Below are 19,325 nucleotides of genomic sequence, written 5' to 3'. Positions count from 1 at the left end.
CTTTCGTGGTGCCCCCAGTCGGACTCGAACCGACACTGCGCGGATTTTAAGTCCGCCGCCTCTGCCAATTGGGCTATGGGGGCCCACGCGGACAGCCGTCGGATGCCCGCGGGACGCGTGCAGCTTATCGTGCGGCGGGGCTCCGACGGCGCGACCACCGCGCCCGGAGAAAGGACTTGCACTCATAGAGAAGGCTAGGCTAACCTCATGCTATCGCTGGGCGGGCGGGTCTCCCCGCCGCCGGGACTCCTTCGGGCGGCGGGTGTTCCGCCCCGCGATCGCACGCCTCCGCGCCGTCGGCCGACGCGAGGCGGACACTGACGGGCTGCGCTCACACTCGTCACGGACTGCCGCTCCCCGGACATGGGGAGCGGCAGTCGCTCTTTCCGCAGGAGATGAAAAGGACCCGGAGGTTCACACCCCGCACTGGCCGATATCCGAATGCATGTTCTATCATGGAACCGGTCCCGGCCGAGGGAAGCGGCCGGGGCCCCACCACTCACCACGGCACTCTCGCGCAGCACGACCTTCCCGCGCACGCTCCGTCTGCCCCCCGCCGACGCCTCTAACCGATCGACAGTGCGATCCCGTCGAGGATGTCGTGTTCACTCACCACGAGTTCGCCGATGCCAGCGCGCTCCTCGAACACCGTCGCCAGCGCCCGCGTGATCAGCGCGCCCCCGCCGATCACGTCCACGCGGCCCGGGTGCATCACCGGCAGCGCGGCACGCTCCGCACGGGTCATGGCGACGAGCCTGTCGCACACGTCCCGCAACTGCCCGAACGGAATGCGCGCCAAGTGGATCCGCTCGGGGTCATAGCGGTCCAGGCCCAGCGCGATGGCAGCGATGGTCGTCATCGTCCCGGCGACCCCCACCCACGTCCGGGCCTGCTCCACCGGCACGACGTCGAGCGCGGCGGCGAACCTCTCGGCGATGAACTCTTCGGCGGCCGCCACCTCGCCGGCGCCGGGCGGATCACCGGGCAGGCACCGTTCGGTGACGCGGACGCAACCGATGTCCGACGACCGCGCCGCGTGCACCCCCGCACCGTTGCCGAGCACGATCTCCGTGGAGCCCCCACCCAGGTCCACCACCGCGAACGGCCCGCCGTCCGCGTCGAGCTCGCCGACGGCGCCCGCGAAAGAGAGTTCGGCCTCCTCGTCGCCGCTGATGACCTCGGCGACAGCCCCGGGGATCACAGCCCCCAGCACCTCTGCGGTCATGTCGAAGAACTCGTCGCGGTTCGCGGCGTCGCGGGTCGCGGATGTCGCCACCATGCGCACGGCCGTCGCCCCGGTGTCCGCGATGATCCCCGCATACTCTTCGAGGGCCGCCCGCGTGCGCGCGATCGCCTCGGGCACGAACGCTCCGGTGGCGTCGACCCCCTGGCCGAGCCGCACCACCCGCATCTCCCGGGCGACGTCCGTGAGCGGGCCCGCAGTACCCCCGGAGCCGCCGTCGACGTCGGCGACGAGAAGCCGGATCGAGTTCGTGCCGCAGTCGACGGCTGCCACCCTCGTCATCGGCCCTCCTTCGCCCCGTCGGCGGCGCCGGCGCCCGCCCGGAACGGCAGCTCCGCCAGTCGCGGCCAGTCGGCGGGGACCGCGGTTCCGCGCAGCACCGCTCCCCCGTGCTCACCGTCCGCGACGAGCGCGACCGCCTCGTCGCCCAGCGGGTTGGTGCCGGGCCCGCGCACCAGCGCATGGGCGGCGAGCACGTGCAGGCACTTGACCCGCTCGGGCATGCCGCCCCCGGTGAAGTCGGTGCCGAGGTCCTCGAGCGCGTTGCGCTCGGCCAGGTAGTCCTCGTGCGCGCACCGGTACGCCGCGGCCAGCGCCGGATCCCGCGTGAGCCTGACGCTCATCTCCCGCATGAGCCCGGCCGATTCGAGCCTGCCCACGGCCGCCGTGAGCCGCGGCTCTGTCAGGTAGTACAGCGTGGGGAACGGCGTGCCGTCCGGGAGCCGCGGGGCCGTGCGGACCACTGCGGGCACGCCGTCCGGGCAGCGGTACGCCACGGCCAGCACGCCGCGCGGAATGCGGCCGAGCTGCTCGGCGACGACGGCGAGATCGGCCGCGAGCGCAGGGTCGTTGTCTGGTTCGTTCACCGGTGGATCGCCTCTCCGGTTGCGGTATGTCATTGCTGCCGACCCCTCGCCCGCGCCGGACGCCGGCCGGACGCGCGTCACTCTCCGGGCGGGGGTGCCGGGGCCGGGATCACGTTGGGCACCGGCACGTCGGCGTCGTCCTCGGCGGCATGCGAGATGGAATCCCACACGGACCCGTACCAGGGACGATTCGCGGCCTCGGCCTTGTCGTGCTGGACTTGTGCCTCGACCGGATCCCCCGGCAACTCGACGATGTACGGGGTGCGGCCGGCTTCGACGAATCCCAGCCGGTCGCGCGCCTGGGCGCGGATGTAGTCGGGGTCCTCGAGGAGCTTTTCCTTCTTCTTCAACTCGGCGATCTGCGCCACCAGTTCGGCGTGGTGTGCCGCAGCCTCCGCCGCGTCCTGGCGCTGGGTGAAGTAGGTCCGCACCGGGTTGGCCAGTGCCAGCGCCAGAAAACACACCATGACGATGACGACGACGACGCGGCGCGGAGACATGCCCTGGCCCGAACCCTCCGTCCGCTCGGACATCCGCCGCCAGGCGCTCGAGGCGCGCGCCGTGAGCGGCGCGGACCCGGCGCGCGCCGACGCGCCCGGCCGTACGGCGGTGCCCGGCCGGGTCGACGCCCCCCGGCGCGCCTGCGCCGCCGTGGCGGTGCGCCGGGCCGACGACGACCGCGGGGCCTGCGCGCGGCCGGACGCGCGCGAACGCGAGTCCCGGGTGCGCGCACTGCGCCCCGGTTCCCTGCCGCCCGGGCTGCCCGCCGGCCGCCGCCTGCCCCGCTCCGCCATCAGTTCGCGCTGCCCTCCGCACGGAAGCGCGGGAAGGCGCCGGCACCGGCGTAGCGGCCGGCGTCGCCCAGCGACTCCTCGATGCGCAGAAGCTGGTTGTACTTGGCGACGCGCTCACTGCGCGCGGGCGCGCCCGTCTTGATCTGCCCGCAGTTCAGGGCCACGGCGAGATCGGCGATGGTGGTGTCCTCGGTCTCACCGGAACGGTGGCTCATCATCGTGCGGAACCCGCTGCGGTGGGCGAGGTCGACGGCGTCGTTCGTTTCGGTGAGCGTGCCGATCTGGTTGACCTTGACCAGCAGCGCATTGGCGGCGCCCTTGTCGATGCCGGTGCGCAGGCGCGCCGGGTTGGTGACGAAGAGGTCGTCGCCCACGATCTGGATCTTGTCGCCGATCGCCGCGGTGAGCTCGGCCCACCCGTCCCAGTCGTCCTCGCTGAGCGGGTCCTCGACGGACACCAGCGGATACGAGCCCAGCAGCTCGCGGTAGAACTCCGCCATCTGCGCCGCGGTTTTGGTGGTGCCCTCGAAGGCGTAGCCGGCCTCGGAATGGAATTCGGTGGCGGCCACGTCGAGCGCCAGCGCCACGTCACGGCCCAGCACCAGCCCCGTGGCGGCGACCGCGTCGGAGATGACGTCGAGCGCCTCGCGCGTACCGGCGACGTCCGGCGCGAAGCCGCCCTCGTCGCCCAGCCCCGTCGACAGGCCCTTCTTCTTCAGCACGGCCTTGAGCGAGTGGTAGACCTCGGCACCCCAGCGCAGCGACTCCTTGAAGCTGGGCGCGCCGATGGGCGCCACCATGAACTCCTGCACGTCCACGCCCGTGTCCGCATGCGCGCCGCCGTTGAGGATGTTCATCATCGGCACCGGCAGCACGTGGCCGTTGGGGCCGCCCAGGTAGCGGAAGAGCTCGAGGTCGGACGACTCGGCGCCCGCCTTGGCCACGGCCAGCGAGACGCCGAGCAGCGCGTTGGCGCCCAGGCGCGACTTGTCCGGCGTGCCGTCGGCGTCCAGCAGCGCCTGGTCCACCAGCCGTTGCTCCTCCGCCGGCAGCCCGATGACCGCGGGGGCGAGCTCGCCCAGCACGCCCTCGACCGCCTGCGTGACGCCCTTGCCGCCGTAGCGCTCGCCGCCGTCGCGCAGCTCCACGGCCTCATGCTCACCGGTGGAGGCGCCCGACGGGACGGCGGCGCGCGCGAAGGTCCCGTCGTCGAGGGCCACCTCGACCTCGACCGTGGGGTTGCCACGGGAGTCCAGGATCTCGCGTGCTCCGACCTGTTCGATGACGGCCACGGGCGTACTCCTCAGTCTGTCGGTGTCGTTGTTTGTCGATGTTCATCGATCGGTGTCGTCGGTTGTCGATCGTCGATGTGGCGGTTCCGCGCGGGCCCGCGCAACTCGGGTCAGCTTATCTGCCCCACCGAGCCGCGTCTCGCAGGCACGCGGCGGGATGGGGCAGGCGATCGGAGGTTCCCCGCTGCCCGGCGATTGCCGCATTAAGGACTAATCCTTAATATGTGAGGTGTGACACCGACCAGCGCCACCGCCCGACGCGACTCCCCCGCCCGCGCCGCGATGATCGACGCCGCCGAGCGCATCGTCGCCGAGCGCGGGCTCACGGGCCTCACTCTGCGCGCCGTGCAGGAGGCCGCCGGCCAGTCCAACAAGTCGGCCGCCAATTACCACTTCGGGACCCGCGACGGCCTGGTCGGCGCGGTGTTGGCCGAGCGCATGGACCCCATCGCCGTACACCGCCAGGCCATGCTCGACGCGCTCGACGCCGACCCGCCGACGCACCCCGAGGCGATGCTGCGCGCCCTGGCCGAGGCGTTCGTGGTGCCGCTGGCCCGTCGAGTTCTGCTCGTCCCCGGCTCGGCGTACGCGCGCTTTCTCGCGCAATCGATGGTCTCGCCCGAGCTCGCCGGCCTCATCACCGAACACAGCACCCTGTTCACCGTCGAAGAGACGCGCAGGCGCATGGTCGCGGTGCTCACCGCCGCAGGCACCCGACCCGGCCTCGACGAGGAGACCGCGCGCTGGCGCACCGCCGGCCTGCTGGGGCACGTGGTGGGCGCTCTCGCCGCCGCCGAGGCCGCGGCCGACGGCGCCGTGCACTCCCCCGCGTTCCCGTTCCCCCCGCCGTCGTTCCCCGTCCCCGGCGCCGCGACGTCGCCCGGCCGTGTCACGGCGCGGCTCGTCGACACGTGCCACGGCCTGCTCACCGCGCCCGCCGGTCCGGACACGCTCGACCTGCACTCCCTCGCCCCGCACACCCCACCACCGATCCAGGAGGAACACCGATGACCGCCACCGACGCCCCCGCAGTCCCCACCTCGACCATCTACGGCGACTCCACCACCGACCCGCTGCTCATGTACGGGCCCATCGTGGCCGACCGCCTGCCCGGGGGCGCCGAACCGCGGCCCTACGAACACATCACCGTGGCGCCCGCCGGCACCACCATCGGCGCCGAGGTGTCGGGCCTGCGCCTCGGCGGCGACCTCGACGCGGCCACGCTGGCCGAGCTTCGCCGCGCCCTGCTGGAATGGAAGGTGCTGTTCTTCCGCGACCAGCACATCAGCCGCGCGGACCACCGCGCCTTCGCCGAGCTGTGGGGCGAGCTCGAGCAGCACCCCTTCTTCAAGTACACCCAGCCGGGACAGACGGACGTCGACGTGACCACGCTCGCCAAGGGGATGGCGAGCGCGGGCGTCGAGAACTCCTGGCACAACGATGTGACGTGGAGCGCCACTCCCTCCTTCGGCGCAGTTCTGCGCGCGGTGGAGCTGCCCGCGAGCGGCGGCGACACCCTGTGGACCGACACGGCCGCCGCCTACGACACCCTGCCCGCCGCGTTCCGCGAGCGCATCGACGGGCTCGTCGCCGAACACGACTGGATGCAGGCCTTCGGCACGTCGATGCCGTCCGAGGCCGTGGAGATGCTGCGGCCGCACCTGCCTGCGGTGCAGCATCCGCTGGTGCGGGTGATCCCCGAGTCCGGCCGGCGGGTGCTGTTCGCCTGCCAGGTATTCACCACCCGCGTGCTCGGCATCCCGCAGGAGGAGTCGGACGAGATCCTCTCGGTGATCTACCGGCACGTGCAGCGGCCCGAGTTCCAGGTGCGGCTGCGCTGGCGCCCCGACACGGTGGCCATGTGGGACAACCGCACCTGCCAGCACTATGCGGCGAGCGACTACTTCCCGCAGAAGCGTGTGATGGACCGGATCTCGATCGTCGGCGACGTGCCGGTGGGCATCGGGGACTGACGCGTGCCCGGGCGCCCCGCTGGACCGGCGGGGCGCCCGTGTGTCTTTCCGTGACCGGTGACGGAAGATCAACGGTCACGGGGATCGTCACTGTTCGCTCGAACCGAAACTCCCGAACAGGCCGGCCAACGAACCGAACGGACCGGGTGCGGTCACCTCGAAATCGGTGACCTGGCAGCCGATGGTGAAGTTGTCCACCTTGACATCGGTGGAGTCGTTCCCCTTCGTCTGCTGGACGCCGACGCCGAGGATCGTCGCGTCCGGGTTCCACTCGGCAATCTGGTGCAGCGTCGCCGGAGCACCACTCTCGAGTACGACATCCCCGTTCCCGTCGAGGATGTCCCGGGTGACCCAGAAGGAACCGTCGGTCGCCTCCGCCTTGGCCGTCACCCATTCGCCTTCAGCGGCGGGTGGCGACCAGACGATGGTGGCAAAACCGTCGTCTGACCCGGTCGCCGCACCGAGCACGCGGATCTGCAGCGCAGGAGTATTACTGCTGGCCGCATTGTCATTGCTCGCAGTGAACTCGTACTGGATAGGTCCTTCAGCGGCCAGCTCGGCCAGCGTCAGGTCCGACGCTCGGTACAGCGACGTGCCCAACGACGCATCCTGCGTGAATTCGAGGACTCCGGTGCCGTGCGCGTCGTCCGTCGCCGCGCCGATCACTGCGGGGTTTTCGTCGCCCGGGGTGTACCAGGTGCCCGCGGGAAGCGTGGCACCGTTTCCGTCCGTCTGCAGATCGTTCTGCGTCACCACAGTGGTGCCGCACTGGTCGCCGCCGGCCGAGCCGGTCAGCGATCCGAGGCTGCCGGCCCCCGGGAGGGCACCTGCCACACCCGTGCCTCCAAGCACCAGAGCCACTGAGGCGATGCCGGCCGCAGAGGCTCCGGCGAACTTTTTCGCGCGCATTTTCATCTCCCACTCGTTTCCAAAAAGACCGGGCGGCCAACTCTGTTGTCAAGCCCGTTACCGTCACCGGTTGTCACAGCTCCCGCCCCCGATTCCACGCTGCGAATCAGGAACACGCCGAATACTAGGCCCCGCCACCGACAAGTCCTCATACCGTTACTGCGGTTTACGGACTCTTGAAGGGGTTTTGTAGGTCGTTCAGATGACACTAGAAATTGCCATAAGCAGCGCGCACGAATCGCACTGATGCAGATCAGTGGCCGGGCATCACAACGCACCACGCACCTGATCCCCTCCGGGCGGTCGCACCGTGAGAGTTTCCGGAACAGCACCCCGGCGGCGAAACTGACCCGGGCCCGCCCCGCGCCGTTGGCGGACGGCTGCGGGCCGGGCCCGGAATGCGGGTGCGGACGATCACCCGCGGACGCGGTCGAGGCCGGGGCGCCGCTCGGGCGGGAGCAGCAGCCGGCACAGCCCTTTCCGCGTCGTCACTCCCGGCGGTGTCCCGCCGGACGACTTCGGCGATGCGGCCGTCGACGCCACCGCCCGGGAGCCACGGAACCCTTACGTATGGACACCGATTCATACGTACGAACAACTACTCCCCGCCGCTTCCCGGATCGCGACCAGCGCAACACCCGACGCGGGTCGGCGGCGACCACAAAGACCTGGTGAAACGCTAACACCGTTGTCGCAGTTCATCTACTTGAGTACTCCTCATTACGCATAACTGGACGTTCGATCAATATCGAATACGGCAATACCGCCCAGCGCGCGAACATCGCACATTGCCACAACCGGGCCCGCAACCAGCATCGATACGACCTGCACCCTCGGCCGAACAGCACACCGTGACCACACCGAGTAGAACATGTTGTGTAATCGTTACTACGAAAAACGTGCGTCTAAATGTCAGCCGAACGGTCTAATGCCCCGCTGCGGTCAGGGCCGCACGCCTACCGAGTAGGCGTTGGCCCGGAACTGCACTTCACGCGCGTACGCCTCCGACATGTTGTAGGAGGCGAGCGCGTCGGTCCATCCCGCCGCGGTGGACAGATCGCGCCCGAAGCCGCACAAATAGCGCCCCGCGGTAAGCGCCGCGTCGTCGAGGTTGTCAGGGTCGGCGATGCCGTCGCCGTTCGCGTCCACACCCCAGCGTTGCCACGTCTCCGGGATGAACTGCATCGGCCCCATCGCCCGATCATGCACCGGGTCTCCGTCCATGGCCCCGCCGTCGGTGTCGTCGATTTTCGCCACGCCGGGACTGCCGTCCAGCGCCACGCCCCGGATGGGCGGATTCACCTGGCCGTTTGCGGACACCGATGCGCCGCCGTGCGTCCCGTGCTTGCTCTCCACGGACCCGATCCCCGCAACGGTCGTCCACCCCAGGTGGCAATCGGGCCGCGCCACCGCCATCACCGCCTGCGCATAGCCGTACGCCTCGAGGGCCGTCTGCGAGATACCCAGCTGGTCGCTCAGACCCGACGCCCAATCCGCCAGCTGATCGGCGCTGCGTCCGGGCGCCTCCACGTCGATCGGCGGCAACGGCGCACCCGCGCCCGGCGGGTTGAGGTCGGGGACTGTCGGGCGCTCGACCAGAGAACAGGAGACCACGGCGGCGCCCACGACACCGCTGACCACCACGGCGGGCATCACCGCGGCGATCATCGCCGCGGCGCGACTGCGCACTCGTCTGGCACCGCCCACCGTCGGCCTCCTGGTTCGTCTTCACCGCACTGCACTCACCTGCATTGCACTCACCTGCACTGCGCCCACCACATTGCGCCCACCGCACTGCACTCACCGCCGTGCACCTAGCCCACTGCACCGTCGCCGGTGCCGGCGGCCAGCCCATGCTACGGACCCGGGGGCGGCATGCCGGTTCGCCGCGCGAACACGTTCGGTGGTGGGGCTCGGCGACGACGGATCAGCGCAACGCGGCACGCCACTCGTCGGCGCTGGGGCGCGCGCGCCGCTCCCCACCTTCGCGGTCCGTCCCCGCGCCACACGCCCGCATCGCACGCTCGGCCGCCCGGATCCGTCGCGCGAACTCCAGGGCCTCGGAGCGCAGTCGTTCCTCAGCGCCCCCGTCGGGGCTCACGGTCACTGTGGTCAGTGCTGCCGGGATCGCGTCGGCGGGCACTCCGGCGTCGCGCGCCCTGGCGAGGACCTTCGCGGCGAGCGCCAGCGCAGGCTGGGCCGCCGGGATGCCGTCCATGGCCGACGCGTCGGGCCGTTCCCGGGACTTGGCGCGTTCCCAGTCGTCGACCTGGGTGGCCAGGTCCACGCCGCCGGCCAGCACCCCGGCGGAACGCGCCGTTACCTTGCGGATGAACGACTCGGCCACGTCGTCGATGGTGAAGTCCGCGCCGATGCGGGCGTGGAAAAGCACTTGGAGCAGCACGTCGCCCAACTCGGCCACCATCTCGTCGCGGTTCCCGGAGGCGATGGCGTCAAGCAGCTCGTAGGTCTCCTCCACGAGGTAGCCGGTGAGGCTGGAGTGCGTCTGCTGCGATTCCCACGCGCCGTCGGTGCACAGCGTGTCCATGAGCGCCACCGCGTCAAGCAGCCGGGCTCCTTCCCGCGGCGTGCCGTCCGGCCCCGTCATGCCGGCGCCGGGGCCGCCGTGCCCAGACTCGCGGACAGATCTACCATCCCGGCCGGCTTGCCGTCGAGCGCCAGGAGGAAGTCGACGACGAACTGCAGCAGCTCGGTGTCACGCAGACGGGCCGACCCCAGGCCGCCCGTACGCGGCAGCGGGATCTGCACCGTCGAGGTGGTCGCCCGGTACGCCGCGCCCTTGTAGAGCCGCTTGAGCCGGAGCTGCTTGGAATCGGCGAGGGGCATCGGCGAGAGCCGCACCTGGGTGCCGCTGACGCCGACGTCCGTGACGCCGTACTGCCGGCACAGCAGGCGCAGCCGCGCCACGGCGACCAGGCGCCGCACCTCCTCCGGAACGGGGCCGTAGCGGTCGACCAGCTCGTCGACCACCGCGGCGATCCCGGCCTCATCGGCGGCCGCGGCGATCTTGCGGTAGGCCTCGAGGCGCAGGCGGTCGCCGTCGATGTAGTCCGGCGGGATGTGCGCGTCCACCGGCAGGTCCACGTGCACCTCCTTGGTCTCCTCTGCGGCGGCCACGGGGGCGCCGTCGGCCACCGCCCGGTATGCCTCCACGGCCTCCCCCACCAGCCGCACATACAGGTCGAAGCCGACCCCCGCGACGTGCCCGGACTGCTCGGCGCCCAGCACGTTGCCGGCGCCGCGCAATTCGAGGTCCTTCATGGCCACCGCCATGCCCGCACCCAGTTCGTTGTTGCGGGCGATGGTGGTGAGCCTGTCGTAGGCGGTCTCCGTCAGCGGCTTCTCCGGCGGATACAAGAAGTAGGCGTAGCCCCGTTCGCGCCCGCGGCCCACCCGGCCGCGCAGCTGGTGCAGCTGCGCCAGGCCCAGCGCGTCGGCCCGCTCCACGATCAGGGTGTTCGCGTTGGAGATGTCCAGGCCCGTCTCGATGATGGTCGTGCACACCAGCACGTCGAACTCGCGGTTCCAGAACCCCTGCACGGTCTGCTCGAGCATCTCCTCGTTCATCTGGCCGTGCGCGGTCACCACCCGGGCCTCCGGCACCAGTTCGCGCAGCCGCGCCGCCGCCTTGTCGATGGAACTGACCCGGTTGTGCACGTAGAACACCTGGCCGTCGCGCAGCAGCTCGCGCCGGATCGCGGCCGCCACCTGCTTGTCCGCATACGCGCCCACGTAGGTGAGGATGGGGTGGCGCTCCTCGGGCGGGGTGAGGATGGTCGACATCTCGCGGATGCCGGCCAGGCTCATCTCCAAAGTGCGGGGGATGGGCGTGGCGGACATGGTGAGCACGTCCACGTGGCTGCGCAGCGCCTTGATGTGCTCCTTGTGCTCCACGCCGAAGCGCTGCTCCTCGTCGACGATGACCAGACCCAGGTCCTTCCACCGCACGCCCGTCTGCAGCAGCCGGTGCGTGCCGATGACCACGTCGACCTCCCCGGTGGCCAACTGCTCGACGGTGGTGCGTGACTCGGCCGGGTCGGTGAAGCGCGAGAGTCCCTTGATGGTGACGGGGAAACCGGCCATGCGGTCCTCGAACGTCTGCTGATGCTGCTGCGCCAGCAGCGTCGTCGGCACCAGTACCGCCACCTGTTTGCCGTCCTGCACCGCCTTGAACGCGGCGCGCACCGCGATCTCCGTCTTGCCGTAGCCCACGTCGCCGCAGATGACGCGGTCCATCGGCACGGCCTTCTCCATGTCGGACTTGACCTCGTCGATGGCGGTGAGCTGGTCGCCGGTCTCGGTGAAGGCGAATGCGTCCTCCATCTCGCGCTGCCACGGGCTGTCCGACGCGAACCGGTGGCCGGGCGCCGCCTGGCGCTTGGCGTAGAGCTGCACCAGTTCTCCGGCGATCTCGCGGACCGCCTTGCGCGCTTTGCGTTTGGTGTTCTTCCAGTCCGACCCGCCAAGCTTGCTCAGCGACGGCAGCTCGCCGCCCACATAGCGCGAGAGCTGGTCGAGCGACTCCATGGGGACGAACAGCTTGTCGCCCGGCTGGCCGCGTTTGCCCGCATACTCGAGCACCAGATATTCGCGGCGCGCCCCGGAGACGGTGCGCGAGGTCATCTCCACGAACCGGCCGATGCCGTGCTGGTCGTGCACCACCAGGTCGCCCGCGGTCAGCGCCAGCGGATCCACCTGATTGCGCCGCTTGGGCGGCATTCGCTTGCCGTCGCCCACCGCGGCGACCCGGTTGCCGGTCAGGTCGGCCTCGGTGATGAGCACCAGCTCGGCGTCGGGCAACACAAGGCCGTCCTGCATCGCACCGCGGAGCACCGCGACGCGCCCCGGCGCAACATCGTCGTGCGTGCCCGCGCGCACCGCGGGGACCTCGGCCTCCGCGAGCCGCTGCAGCAGGCGCGTCACGGTCCCCGCGCCGCCGACGATCAACGCCGCCCGGCCGCCGCCGGTGACGTGTGCCCGCAGCGTCGCGAAAATGGTGGCGATCTGCTCCTCCGACCCGCGCGCCGTGGGCGATGCGGACAGCTCCGGCACGTACTCGCCGTCGTCGCCCGACGCGAGCGGGCTCACCGTCCACCACGGGACGCCCGCTTCCACGGCCGCCTCGTGCACCTGCCGTAGCGAGCGGTAGGCGGTGTCGCCCAGATCGAGCCGGGAAGTGTCCAACGGCGCGTCGCCGCCCACCGAGGCCGCGCTCCACGACGCTTCCAAGAACTCCTTGCCCGTCTTGACCAGGTCCGTCGCCCGGGTACGGACACGTTCCGGATCGGCGATCAGCACGTGGGCGCCAGCGGGAAGCACGTCGGTGAGCAACGTGGTGCCGCCCGGGACCAGCGCGGGGATGAGCGCCTCCATGCCCTCGGCGGGGATCCCCTGGGCCAGGGATTCGAGCAATTCGACCAGCGCGGCGTCCTCGGGATGCCCGGCAGCGAGCGCCGCGGCACGCTCGCGCACGTCCGCGGTGAGCAGCAGCTCACGGCAGGGCGGCGCGATGAGCACCGGCACCTCCACCTCTGTGATGGAACGCTGGTCGGCCACCGAGAACGGGCGCAGCTCGGAGACCTCGTCGCCCCAGAACTCGATACGCACCGCGTGGTCGGAGGTGGGCGGAAAGACGTCGAGGATGCCGCCGCGCACGGCGAACTCGCCGCGCTTTCCCACCATGTCCACCCGGGTGTAGGCCAGCTCGACCAGGCGCGCGACGAGGCCCTCCAGGTCGTGTTCCTCGTCCTCGCGCACGATCACCGGCTCGATCTCGCCGAGCCCCGGGGCCATCGGCTGCACCAGCGAGCGCACCGTGGCGACGATGACCTGCAGCGGCGGACCGTAGACGGCGTCCCCGGGGCGCGCCAGCCGGCGCAGCACCGACAGACGGCGGCCCACGGTGTCCGCGCCCGGGGACAGCCGCTCATGCGGCAGCGTCTCCCACGACGGGAACTGGGCGACCGCGTCGCCCAGGATCTCCTGCAGCTCGCGGGTGCGGTCGTCCGCCTCCCGGCCGCTCGCCGTGACGAGCAGCACCGGCGCGCGCCGGCCCAGGGCGGCCGCGAGCAGCGACCGCGCCGCGGACGGGGCGACGACGGACAGTTCCGGCCGCCCCGCCATGTCCGCGAACTCGCACAGCGCATGGTCGGACAGGGCGACGTCTGCGAGCGCGGACATCGGGGTGGCGGGGGTCGACGACGGGGCGATGGTGGACAACGAGAAGGCTCCTCGCGGGCTGCCCGGGCCGCAGTGCGGTGGACTCGGGCCGGCCCGATTCGTAAATGTGCGGCACGGCGTCGGACCGGCCGGCGCGATACGGCCGGGACCGGCATAGGCGTCTAGGGGCGGGTCGATGCTGCGGCGGCGATGACGTGCCTGCCCGGCGACAGGACTCTCATGGTGCGGGCAGGACTCTCATGGTGCGCAACGCGGCCGTGGCCGATTCTAGTCCCCGGCGGCGGCGCGCCCGTCGCGCCTACTGCACGGCGGCCGCCCGCCGGCCGTCGATCAAGCAATCGGTGCACATTTTCGCCGCCGATCGTGCATTTTCCGCTTGGTCGACGGGAGCCGTGCCCGGCCGACTGCGTTCAGTCGGGTTCCGCAGCCGGGGCGAGCCCTGCGCCGCGAGCACCGAACTCGAGGGTGCGCGGGTCCAGGGTGGGCTCGGCGGACAGGTGCGCCAACCCGTTCCAACACAGGTTCACCAGGTGTGTGGCCATGGCTTCCTTGGAGGGACGGCGCACGTCCAGCCACCAGGTGGCCGACGACGACACGACACCCACCAGCGCCTGCGCGTACAGCGCCGCAAGGTCCGGGTCCAGGGACCGGCGCGCGAAGTCGGCGGCCAGCAGGTATTCCACCTGACCGATGGCCTCGTTGAGCAGGCTCGAGTACGTGCCGTCCGCCGCCGCCACCGGCGAATCGCGCACCAGGATGCGGAACCCCTCGGAGTGCTCCTCGACGTAGGTGAGCAGCGCCAGCGTCACCCGCTCGAGCCGCAGCCGGGAACTGTGCGGGGCCAGGTTCCTGTGCGTGGACAGTGAGGCGGTGATGGCTTTGTGCAGCGTGGCCATCTCGCGGTCCACGACCACCGCGTACAGCCCTTCCTTGCCGCCGAAGTGCTCGTACACGACGGGCTTGGAGACGTGGGCGCGCTGCGCGATCTCCTCGATGGCGGTGGCCTCGTAGCCTCGCTCGGAGAACAGCGACCTGCCGATGGCGATGAGCTGCTCCCGGCGCTCGGTGCCGGACATCCGCTTGCGGGGCCGTGGCCCGTTCTTCTGGGCGGTGTCCTGCCCGACCGTCTCCGCCATGGTTTCCCACCCTTCGCCGCGGGCGTACGGAGAGGGCCGTCACCACCGCACTGCCCGGTGCCGGCCGGGTGCGTCCGTCTGCTCCGCCGCCAGGACTCGAACCTGAACATGGCGAACACTAGTCGATGCACCCGCCCGGCCCGACTCACGTTGATACAGATTCTTGTGAATACACTCACTCATGTACTGTTCGGGCATGGAATCGGTCCCGCACCGCGACGCTCTCGCCCGCTTCGGGTATGCGCTGTCCGACGCCACGCGGACGCGGATCCTGCTGTCGCTGCGGGACGGCCCGGGCTATCCGTCCGCGTTGGCGGAGCAGATCGGCGTATCACGGCAGACGCTGTCCAATCACCTGGCGTGCCTACGCGGCTGCGGGCTCGTCGTCACTGTTCGGGAAGGCCGAAGAAGCCGGTACCAGCTCGCGGATCCTCGCATCGGGCACGCCCTGGACGATCTACTCGGCCTCGTCGTGGTGGTCGACCCGTCCTGCTGCCCCGGAGAGAAAGAACAGGCCTGATGGCATCGATGACCGAAAGCGCCCGCAAGGCGTACCGACACGAAATGACGGCGGCGAAGGCCGCTGCGGCGGGCGATGACCGGTGGCGGCACCTCGAACGCGCCCACATCGCTTCCCAAGCCGACCCCTGGCTGCACACCTGCAATCATGCGGCGATGCTCGCCTTGGCACTGCGACAACGCGATCGACGCGAAGCGCTCGGCCAGGTGCTGCGGATCCTCGTCGCGGCGCCCGGTTCGTTCGCGGGCCGCTACCCCGAGGGCAACACCGGCAGGGTGAGCGCAGGGCTGATGACGCCGATGCGTATCCCGGCCGATCTTGCCTCCGCGCTAGCCGAGTGAGACCGAGCCCCCCTCAGAGCCCCTGGTGCAGGTCAGAGTGCACTTGCTCCGCCGCCAGGACTCGAACCTGAACTATCTGAACCAAAATCAGAGGTGCTGCCATTACACCACGGCGGAACGCGCCGCCGCGCGCCGCGGAATCGCTCCCGCGCTGCGCCGCACGCGGCTCACAGCCTAGATGGTGTCATGCCGCGGCCGCCGAAGTGAAGCCGCCTCGGGGCGCCGAAGCCGCGCGCATCCCGCGGTCGCGGACGGTCTGTGGGTCCGGGGGCGGCATGTGCGACCATCTCGGGCAGGGCCCGTCCGGGCTCCCGGACGAGCGGGGCCGTACCCGGTGCGCGACAAGACGGCCTCACAGGAGCGCACGATGCACTGGCTCGTACTGATCATCTCCGGCCTGTTCGAGGCCGTGTGGGCGACGGCGCTGGGCAAGTCGGAGGGGTTCACCCGCCTGTGGCCCTCGTTGATCTTCGCGGCCGCCGTCGCAGTGAGCATGGGCGGCCTGGCGTACGCCATGCGGGAACTGCCCACCGGCACGTCCTACGCGATCTGGGTCGCCGTCGGCGCGTGCGCCACCGTCGTCTACGCCATGGCGACGGGCGACGAGTCCGCATCCCTGGTCAAGGTACTGTTACTGACGGGTATCATCGGCTGCGTGATCGGCCTCAAGCTGGTCGACTGAGCCGTCGGTCCGCGCGCCGACCACCGCTTTCACCGGCGGGCGTGCGCGCCGACCCCGGGCCTGCGATCTTCTCCGTGTTCCGTAAGATCGTCGCTGTCTCGATGCGCCCGCCGTCGCATCAGCCCGCTATACGCAAGGGAGCTTCATGCCTGAGCAGGCATCATCACCTGATGACGCGCTCGCCGTGATCGTCCTCGCCGCCGGGGCCGGCACCCGGATGCGTTCGGCCACCCCCAAGGTCCTGCACACGCTCGCCGGGCGCTCGATGCTCGCGCACGCGCTCCACGCCGCCGCCGGAGCCTCCCCTGCGCACCTGGTCACGGTGCTCGGCCACCAGGCCGAGGCGGTCTCCGCCGAGGCGCAGCGCGTGGGGGCGCAGCTCGGCACCCCGGTGACCGGCGTCGTCCAGCCCAGCCAGGACGGCACCGGCCACGCCGTCGCCCACGGACTCGAGGGGCTTCCCGCGGACTTCGCCGGAACTGTCGTCGTGACCGCCGGCGACGTGCCGTTGCTCGACGCCGCGACCCTGCGCGCACTCGTCGCCGAGCACCGCGCCACTGCGGCCGCAGTGTCGCTGCTCACCACCACGCTCGCCGACCCCACGGGGTACGGCCGGATCATCCGCGACGCCGACGGCGCGGTGGTCGGCATCGTCGAACAGTCCGACGCCGACGAGGGCCAGCGCGCGATCCGCGAGGTGAACTCCGGCGTGTACGCGTTCGACGCGCCGTTCCTGCGCGGCGCGCTGGGCCGGCTCGATTCCGACAACGCGCAGGGCGAGATCTACCTCACCGACACGGTGTCCGCGGCCCGCGCCGCCGGCCTCGGCGTGGGCGCCACACACGTCGACGACGCCCACCTGGTCGCCGGGGTCAACGACCGCGTCCAGTTGTCCTCACTCAGCGCCGAGCTCAACCGGCGCATCGTCGAGGAGTGGATGCGGGCCGGGGTCACAGTGGTCGATCCCGCCACCACGCACATCGACGTCGGAGTGCGCCTGGCCCCCGATGTCACGGTGCATCCGGGCGTGCAGCTGCACGGCGCCACCGTCGTCGATGAGGGTGCCGCGGTGGGCCCCGACACCACATTGACCGACGTCGAGGTGGGCGCCGGTGCGACGGTGATCCGCACGCACGGCACCGGCGCACGGATCGCCCCCGGTGCCTCCGTCGGGCCGTTCGCATACCTGCGCCCCGGCACGGTCCTCGGCGCGGGCGGCAAGATCGGCGCTTTCTGTGAGACGAAGAACGCCGACATCGGCGTGGCCTCCAAGGTGCCCCACCTGACGTACGTGGGCGACGCGACGATCGGCGAGCACACCAACATCGGCGCGTCCTGCGTATTCGTCAACTACGACGGCCTCGAGAAGCACCACACGACCGTCGGCTCGTACGTGCGCGCAGGGTCGGACACGATGTTCGTGGCCCCCCTGACGATCGGCGACGGCGCCTACACGGCCGCCGGCACCGTCGTACGCAAGGACGTCCCCCCGGGGGCCCTGGCCATGACGGTCGGGGCGCAGCGCAACCTCGAGGGTTGGGTCGGGCGGAGGTGGCCGCAGACTGCGTCGGCCGACGCCGCGCGGCTTGCGCAGAAACAACAGGACGATCACGAGGACGGCGGAGACCAGTGAGCGCACTTTCGGCGGACAACCACAAGAACCTGATGCTCTTCGGTGGCCGCGCCCACCCGGAGCTGGCGGAGCGGGTGGCCAAGGAACTGGGTGTGGAACTCACCCCGCAGACGGCCCGCGAGTTCGCCAACGGCGAGATCTTCGTACGCTTCGAGGAGTCGGTGCGCGGCAGCGACGCCTTCGTGCTGCAGAGCAACCCGTATCCGCTCAACCAGTGGATCATGGAACAGCTCATCATGATCGACGCGCTCAAGCGCGGCTCCGCCAAACGGATCACCGCGATCCTGCCGTTCTACCCTTACGCCCGCCAGGACAAGAAGCATCGCGGCCGCGAGCCTATCTCCGCCCGCCTCGTCGCCGACCTGCTCAAGACCGCGGGCGCCGACCGCATCATCACCGTCGACCTGCACACCGACCAGATCCAGGGTTTCTTCGACGGCCCGGTGGACCACATGCACGCGCAGGGCCAGCTGGGCGACTACGTGCGCGAGCGCTACGGCACCGACAACATGACCGTCGTCTCCCCCGATTCCGGCCGCGTACGCGTGGCGGAGAAGTGGGCGGACTCGTTCGACGGCGCCCCGCTGGCGTTCATCCACAAGACCCGTGACCCGCTGGTGCCCAATCAGGTCAAATCCAACCGTGTCGTGGGCGACGTCGAGGGTCGCACGTGCGTGCTCATCGACGACATGATCGACACCGGCGGGACCATCGCCGGCGCCGTCCGGGTGCTCAAGGAGGCCGGCGCGGCCGACGTCATCATCGCCGCCACGCACGGTGTGCTCTCCGACCCGGCCGCCGAACGCCTGGCGAACTGCGGCGCGCGGGAGGTCATCGTCACCGACACACTGCCGATCAACGGGGACAAGCAGTTCGACAACCTCACCGTGCTGTCCATCGCGCCGCTGCTGGCCCGCACCATCCGCGAGGTCTTCGACAACGGCTCGGTGACCTCGCTGTTCAACGGCATCGCCTGAGTCCGCGCCGACTCCGCGAGCTCGCGCACATGCCACCGGCCGAAGCCCCCGCCGCCGCCGCCGAGGATGACGGCGGCGGGGGCTTCGCGGGGATCCCGTTCGCCGCCCTGGACTTCTACGAGGACCTCGAAGCCGACAACTCCCGGGTGTGGTGGCAGGCGCACAAGGACTTCTACCGCGACACCGTCCGGGCACCCGTGGAGGCGCTCGCCGCCGCGCTGGAGGACGAGTTCGGCACCGCCAAGGTGTTCCGCCCGTACCGGGACGTGCGATTCAGCAAGGACAAGACGCCCTACAAGACGCACCAGGGCCTGTTCGTGGCCACCGCGCCGGGCACGGGCTACTACGCGCAGATCGACGCCGCCGGGCTGTCGACGGCGGGCGGCTCGTACGCGCTGGCTCCGGAGCAGCTCGCGCGGCTGCGCACCGCGGTCGACGACGACGTGCGCGGCGCCGAGCTCGAGGGCATCGTCGACGCACTCGCACACGCCGGTTTCACGATCGGCGGCGACCGCCTCAAGACGCACCCTCGCGGGTTTCCCGCCGACCATCCGCGGATCCGGTTGCTGCGTCACCGATCCCTCACCGCGCGGCGCGACCACGGCTGCCCCGAGTGGGTGCAGACTCCGGTCGCGCTCGACCGTGTCCGCGCATCCTGGCGCGCCGTCGGCCCGCTGGTCGAGTGGCTGACGCAGGTGGTGGGCTGAACCCCAAAGTCGGACGGACGTACGACTCTTGGCGGCCCACACTGCCCGTGT

Annotated in this window: 17 protein-coding genes, 2 tRNA genes and 1 riboswitch; of the genes, 8 read left to right on the top strand and 11 right to left on the bottom strand. The window is 70.8% G+C overall.

The window, feature by feature from the left end; all coding sequences use genetic code 11:
* Window positions 1–6: 6 nt before the first annotated feature.
* The 5 genes from H4F70_RS08155 to eno all read right to left on the bottom strand — a co-directional run bounded on the left by H4F70_RS08155 (window position 7) and on the right by eno (window position 4,195).
* Window positions 7–83 (bottom strand) — tRNA-Leu (locus tag H4F70_RS08155).
* Between the two features lie 482 nt (window positions 84–565).
* Complete coding sequence (locus tag H4F70_RS08150) at window positions 566–1,525, bottom strand: Ppx/GppA phosphatase family protein (RefSeq protein ID WP_182359780.1); 960 nt, start codon at window positions 1,523–1,525, stop codon at window positions 566–568.
* Window positions 1,522–2,109: a DUF501 domain-containing protein gene (locus H4F70_RS08145; protein WP_235681411.1), complete on the bottom strand. Its 588-nt coding sequence runs from the start codon at window positions 2,107–2,109 to the stop codon at window positions 1,522–1,524. The genes H4F70_RS08150 and H4F70_RS08145 overlap by 4 nt, the downstream gene beginning before the upstream one ends.
* Before the next feature lie 77 nt (window positions 2,110–2,186).
* The gene (locus H4F70_RS08140) at window positions 2,187–2,903 is read right to left on the bottom strand and encodes a septum formation initiator family protein (RefSeq protein WP_182359778.1); all 717 of its coding nucleotides are present in this window, start codon (window positions 2,901–2,903) and stop codon (window positions 2,187–2,189) included.
* Complete coding sequence (gene eno / locus H4F70_RS08135) at window positions 2,903–4,195, bottom strand: phosphopyruvate hydratase (RefSeq protein ID WP_182359777.1); 1,293 nt, start codon at window positions 4,193–4,195, stop codon at window positions 2,903–2,905. The genes H4F70_RS08140 and eno overlap by 1 nt, the downstream gene beginning before the upstream one ends.
* A 231-nt stretch (window positions 4,196–4,426) precedes the next feature.
* Between eno and H4F70_RS08130 the strand changes: the two genes are divergently transcribed.
* Window positions 4,427–5,206, top strand: coding sequence for a TetR/AcrR family transcriptional regulator (locus H4F70_RS08130; protein ID WP_182359776.1), 780 nt, complete (start codon window positions 4,427–4,429; stop codon window positions 5,204–5,206).
* Window positions 5,203–6,168 carry a TauD/TfdA dioxygenase family protein gene (locus H4F70_RS08125; RefSeq protein WP_220471784.1) on the top strand — a complete coding sequence of 322 codons (966 nt, stop codon included), beginning with the start codon at window positions 5,203–5,205 and terminating at the stop codon, window positions 6,166–6,168. The genes H4F70_RS08130 and H4F70_RS08125 overlap by 4 nt, the downstream gene beginning before the upstream one ends.
* An 87-nt stretch (window positions 6,169–6,255) precedes the next feature.
* Here H4F70_RS08125 and H4F70_RS08120 read toward each other — a convergent pair whose 3' ends face one another.
* The 5 genes from H4F70_RS08120 to H4F70_RS08100 all read right to left on the bottom strand — a co-directional run bounded on the left by H4F70_RS08120 (window position 6,256) and on the right by H4F70_RS08100 (window position 14,414).
* Window positions 6,256–7,002 (bottom strand): hypothetical protein, encoded by a 747-nt coding sequence (locus H4F70_RS08120; RefSeq protein ID WP_182359775.1) that lies wholly within the window; start codon window positions 7,000–7,002, stop codon window positions 6,256–6,258.
* A 1,017-nt stretch (window positions 7,003–8,019) separates the two neighbouring features.
* Entirely contained in the window at window positions 8,020–8,745 is a 726-nt protein-coding gene (locus H4F70_RS08115) for a lytic transglycosylase domain-containing protein (RefSeq protein WP_182360261.1), read from the bottom strand.
* 259 nt (window positions 8,746–9,004) lie between these two features.
* Window positions 9,005–9,685, bottom strand: a complete 681-nt coding sequence (locus H4F70_RS08110) for a MazG nucleotide pyrophosphohydrolase domain-containing protein (RefSeq protein WP_182359774.1) — start codon at window positions 9,683–9,685, stop codon at window positions 9,005–9,007.
* Window positions 9,682–13,278: a transcription-repair coupling factor gene (gene mfd / locus H4F70_RS08105; protein WP_182360260.1), complete on the bottom strand. Its 3,597-nt coding sequence runs from the start codon at window positions 13,276–13,278 to the stop codon at window positions 9,682–9,684. Before mfd ends, H4F70_RS08110 begins: the two co-directional genes overlap by 4 nt.
* Window positions 13,279–13,688: 410 nt before the next feature.
* A complete protein-coding gene (locus H4F70_RS08100) occupies window positions 13,689–14,414 on the bottom strand; it encodes a TetR/AcrR family transcriptional regulator (RefSeq protein ID WP_235681410.1) in 726 nt (241 codons plus the stop codon).
* Between the two features lie 196 nt (window positions 14,415–14,610).
* Between H4F70_RS08100 and H4F70_RS08095 the strand changes: the two genes are divergently transcribed.
* Window positions 14,611–14,934: an ArsR/SmtB family transcription factor gene (locus H4F70_RS08095; RefSeq protein ID WP_182359773.1), complete on the top strand. Its 324-nt coding sequence runs from the start codon at window positions 14,611–14,613 to the stop codon at window positions 14,932–14,934.
* Complete coding sequence (locus tag H4F70_RS08090) at window positions 14,934–15,275, top strand: DUF3703 domain-containing protein (RefSeq protein ID WP_182359772.1); 342 nt, start codon at window positions 14,934–14,936, stop codon at window positions 15,273–15,275. Before H4F70_RS08095 ends, H4F70_RS08090 begins: the two co-directional genes overlap by 1 nt.
* Window positions 15,276–15,321: 46 nt before the next feature.
* Here the strand turns inward: H4F70_RS08090 and H4F70_RS08085 are convergent.
* A tRNA-Gln gene (locus H4F70_RS08085) sits at window positions 15,322–15,392 on the bottom strand.
* Window positions 15,393–15,567: 175 nt separating this feature from the next.
* Window positions 15,568–15,631: riboswitch (guanidine-III (ykkC-III) riboswitch) on the top strand.
* 11 nt (window positions 15,632–15,642) lie between these two features.
* Here H4F70_RS08085 and H4F70_RS08080 point away from each other — a divergent pair.
* From H4F70_RS08080 to H4F70_RS08065, 4 genes are all read left to right on the top strand, one after another.
* Window positions 15,643–15,957, top strand: a complete 315-nt coding sequence (locus H4F70_RS08080; protein WP_182359771.1) for a DMT family transporter — start codon at window positions 15,643–15,645, stop codon at window positions 15,955–15,957.
* Window positions 15,958–16,102: 145 nt separating this feature from the next.
* On the top strand, window positions 16,103–17,590 hold the full coding sequence (gene glmU / locus H4F70_RS08075) for a bifunctional UDP-N-acetylglucosamine diphosphorylase/glucosamine-1-phosphate N-acetyltransferase GlmU (protein ID WP_182359770.1): 1,488 nt from the start codon (window positions 16,103–16,105) through the stop codon (window positions 17,588–17,590).
* Window positions 17,587–18,567 (top strand): ribose-phosphate diphosphokinase, encoded by a 981-nt coding sequence (locus H4F70_RS08070; RefSeq protein WP_182345595.1) that lies wholly within the window; start codon window positions 17,587–17,589, stop codon window positions 18,565–18,567. The genes glmU and H4F70_RS08070 overlap by 4 nt, the downstream gene beginning before the upstream one ends.
* A 29-nt stretch (window positions 18,568–18,596) precedes the next feature.
* Window positions 18,597–19,274: a DUF2461 domain-containing protein gene (locus tag H4F70_RS08065; protein ID WP_182359769.1), complete on the top strand. Its 678-nt coding sequence runs from the start codon at window positions 18,597–18,599 to the stop codon at window positions 19,272–19,274.
* The last annotated feature ends 51 nt before the right edge of the window (window positions 19,275–19,325 follow it).

The sequence above is a fragment of the Tomitella gaofuii genome (assembly GCF_014126825.1).
Classification (GTDB): Bacteria; Actinomycetota; Actinomycetes; order Mycobacteriales; family Mycobacteriaceae; genus Tomitella; species Tomitella gaofuii.
The sequence above is the reverse complement of the archived record's forward strand: the minus strand, read 5'-3'. Positions and strand labels throughout refer to the sequence as shown.

What these genes read in the sequence shown, in the direction of transcription:
- glmU (WP_182359770.1), top strand. Translation starts at nt 16,103, where the DNA reads ATGCCTGAGCAGGCATCATCACCTGATGACGCGCTCGCCGTGATCGTC.
- H4F70_RS08080 (WP_182359771.1), top strand. Translation starts at nt 15,643, where the DNA reads ATGCACTGGCTCGTACTGATCATCTCCGGCCTGTTCGAGGCCGTGTGG.
- mfd (WP_182360260.1), bottom strand. Translation starts at nt 13,278, where the DNA reads ATGTCCGCGCTCGCAGACGTCGCCCTGTCCGACCATGCGCTGTGCGAG.
- H4F70_RS08065 (WP_182359769.1), top strand. Translation starts at nt 18,597, where the DNA reads ATGCCACCGGCCGAAGCCCCCGCCGCCGCCGCCGAGGATGACGGCGGC.
- H4F70_RS08095 (WP_182359773.1), top strand. Translation starts at nt 14,611, where the DNA reads ATGGAATCGGTCCCGCACCGCGACGCTCTCGCCCGCTTCGGGTATGCG.
- H4F70_RS08090 (WP_182359772.1), top strand. Translation starts at nt 14,934, where the DNA reads ATGGCATCGATGACCGAAAGCGCCCGCAAGGCGTACCGACACGAAATG.
- H4F70_RS08100 (WP_235681410.1), bottom strand. Translation starts at nt 14,414, where the DNA reads ATGGCGGAGACGGTCGGGCAGGACACCGCCCAGAAGAACGGGCCACGG.
- H4F70_RS08115 (WP_182360261.1), bottom strand. Translation starts at nt 8,745, where the DNA reads ATGATCGCCGCGGTGATGCCCGCCGTGGTGGTCAGCGGTGTCGTGGGC.
- H4F70_RS08140 (WP_182359778.1), bottom strand. Translation starts at nt 2,903, where the DNA reads ATGGCGGAGCGGGGCAGGCGGCGGCCGGCGGGCAGCCCGGGCGGCAGG.
- H4F70_RS08110 (WP_182359774.1), bottom strand. Translation starts at nt 9,685, where the DNA reads ATGACGGGGCCGGACGGCACGCCGCGGGAAGGAGCCCGGCTGCTTGAC.
- H4F70_RS08125 (WP_220471784.1), top strand. Translation starts at nt 5,203, where the DNA reads ATGACCGCCACCGACGCCCCCGCAGTCCCCACCTCGACCATCTACGGC.
- H4F70_RS08150 (WP_182359780.1), bottom strand. Translation starts at nt 1,525, where the DNA reads ATGACGAGGGTGGCAGCCGTCGACTGCGGCACGAACTCGATCCGGCTT.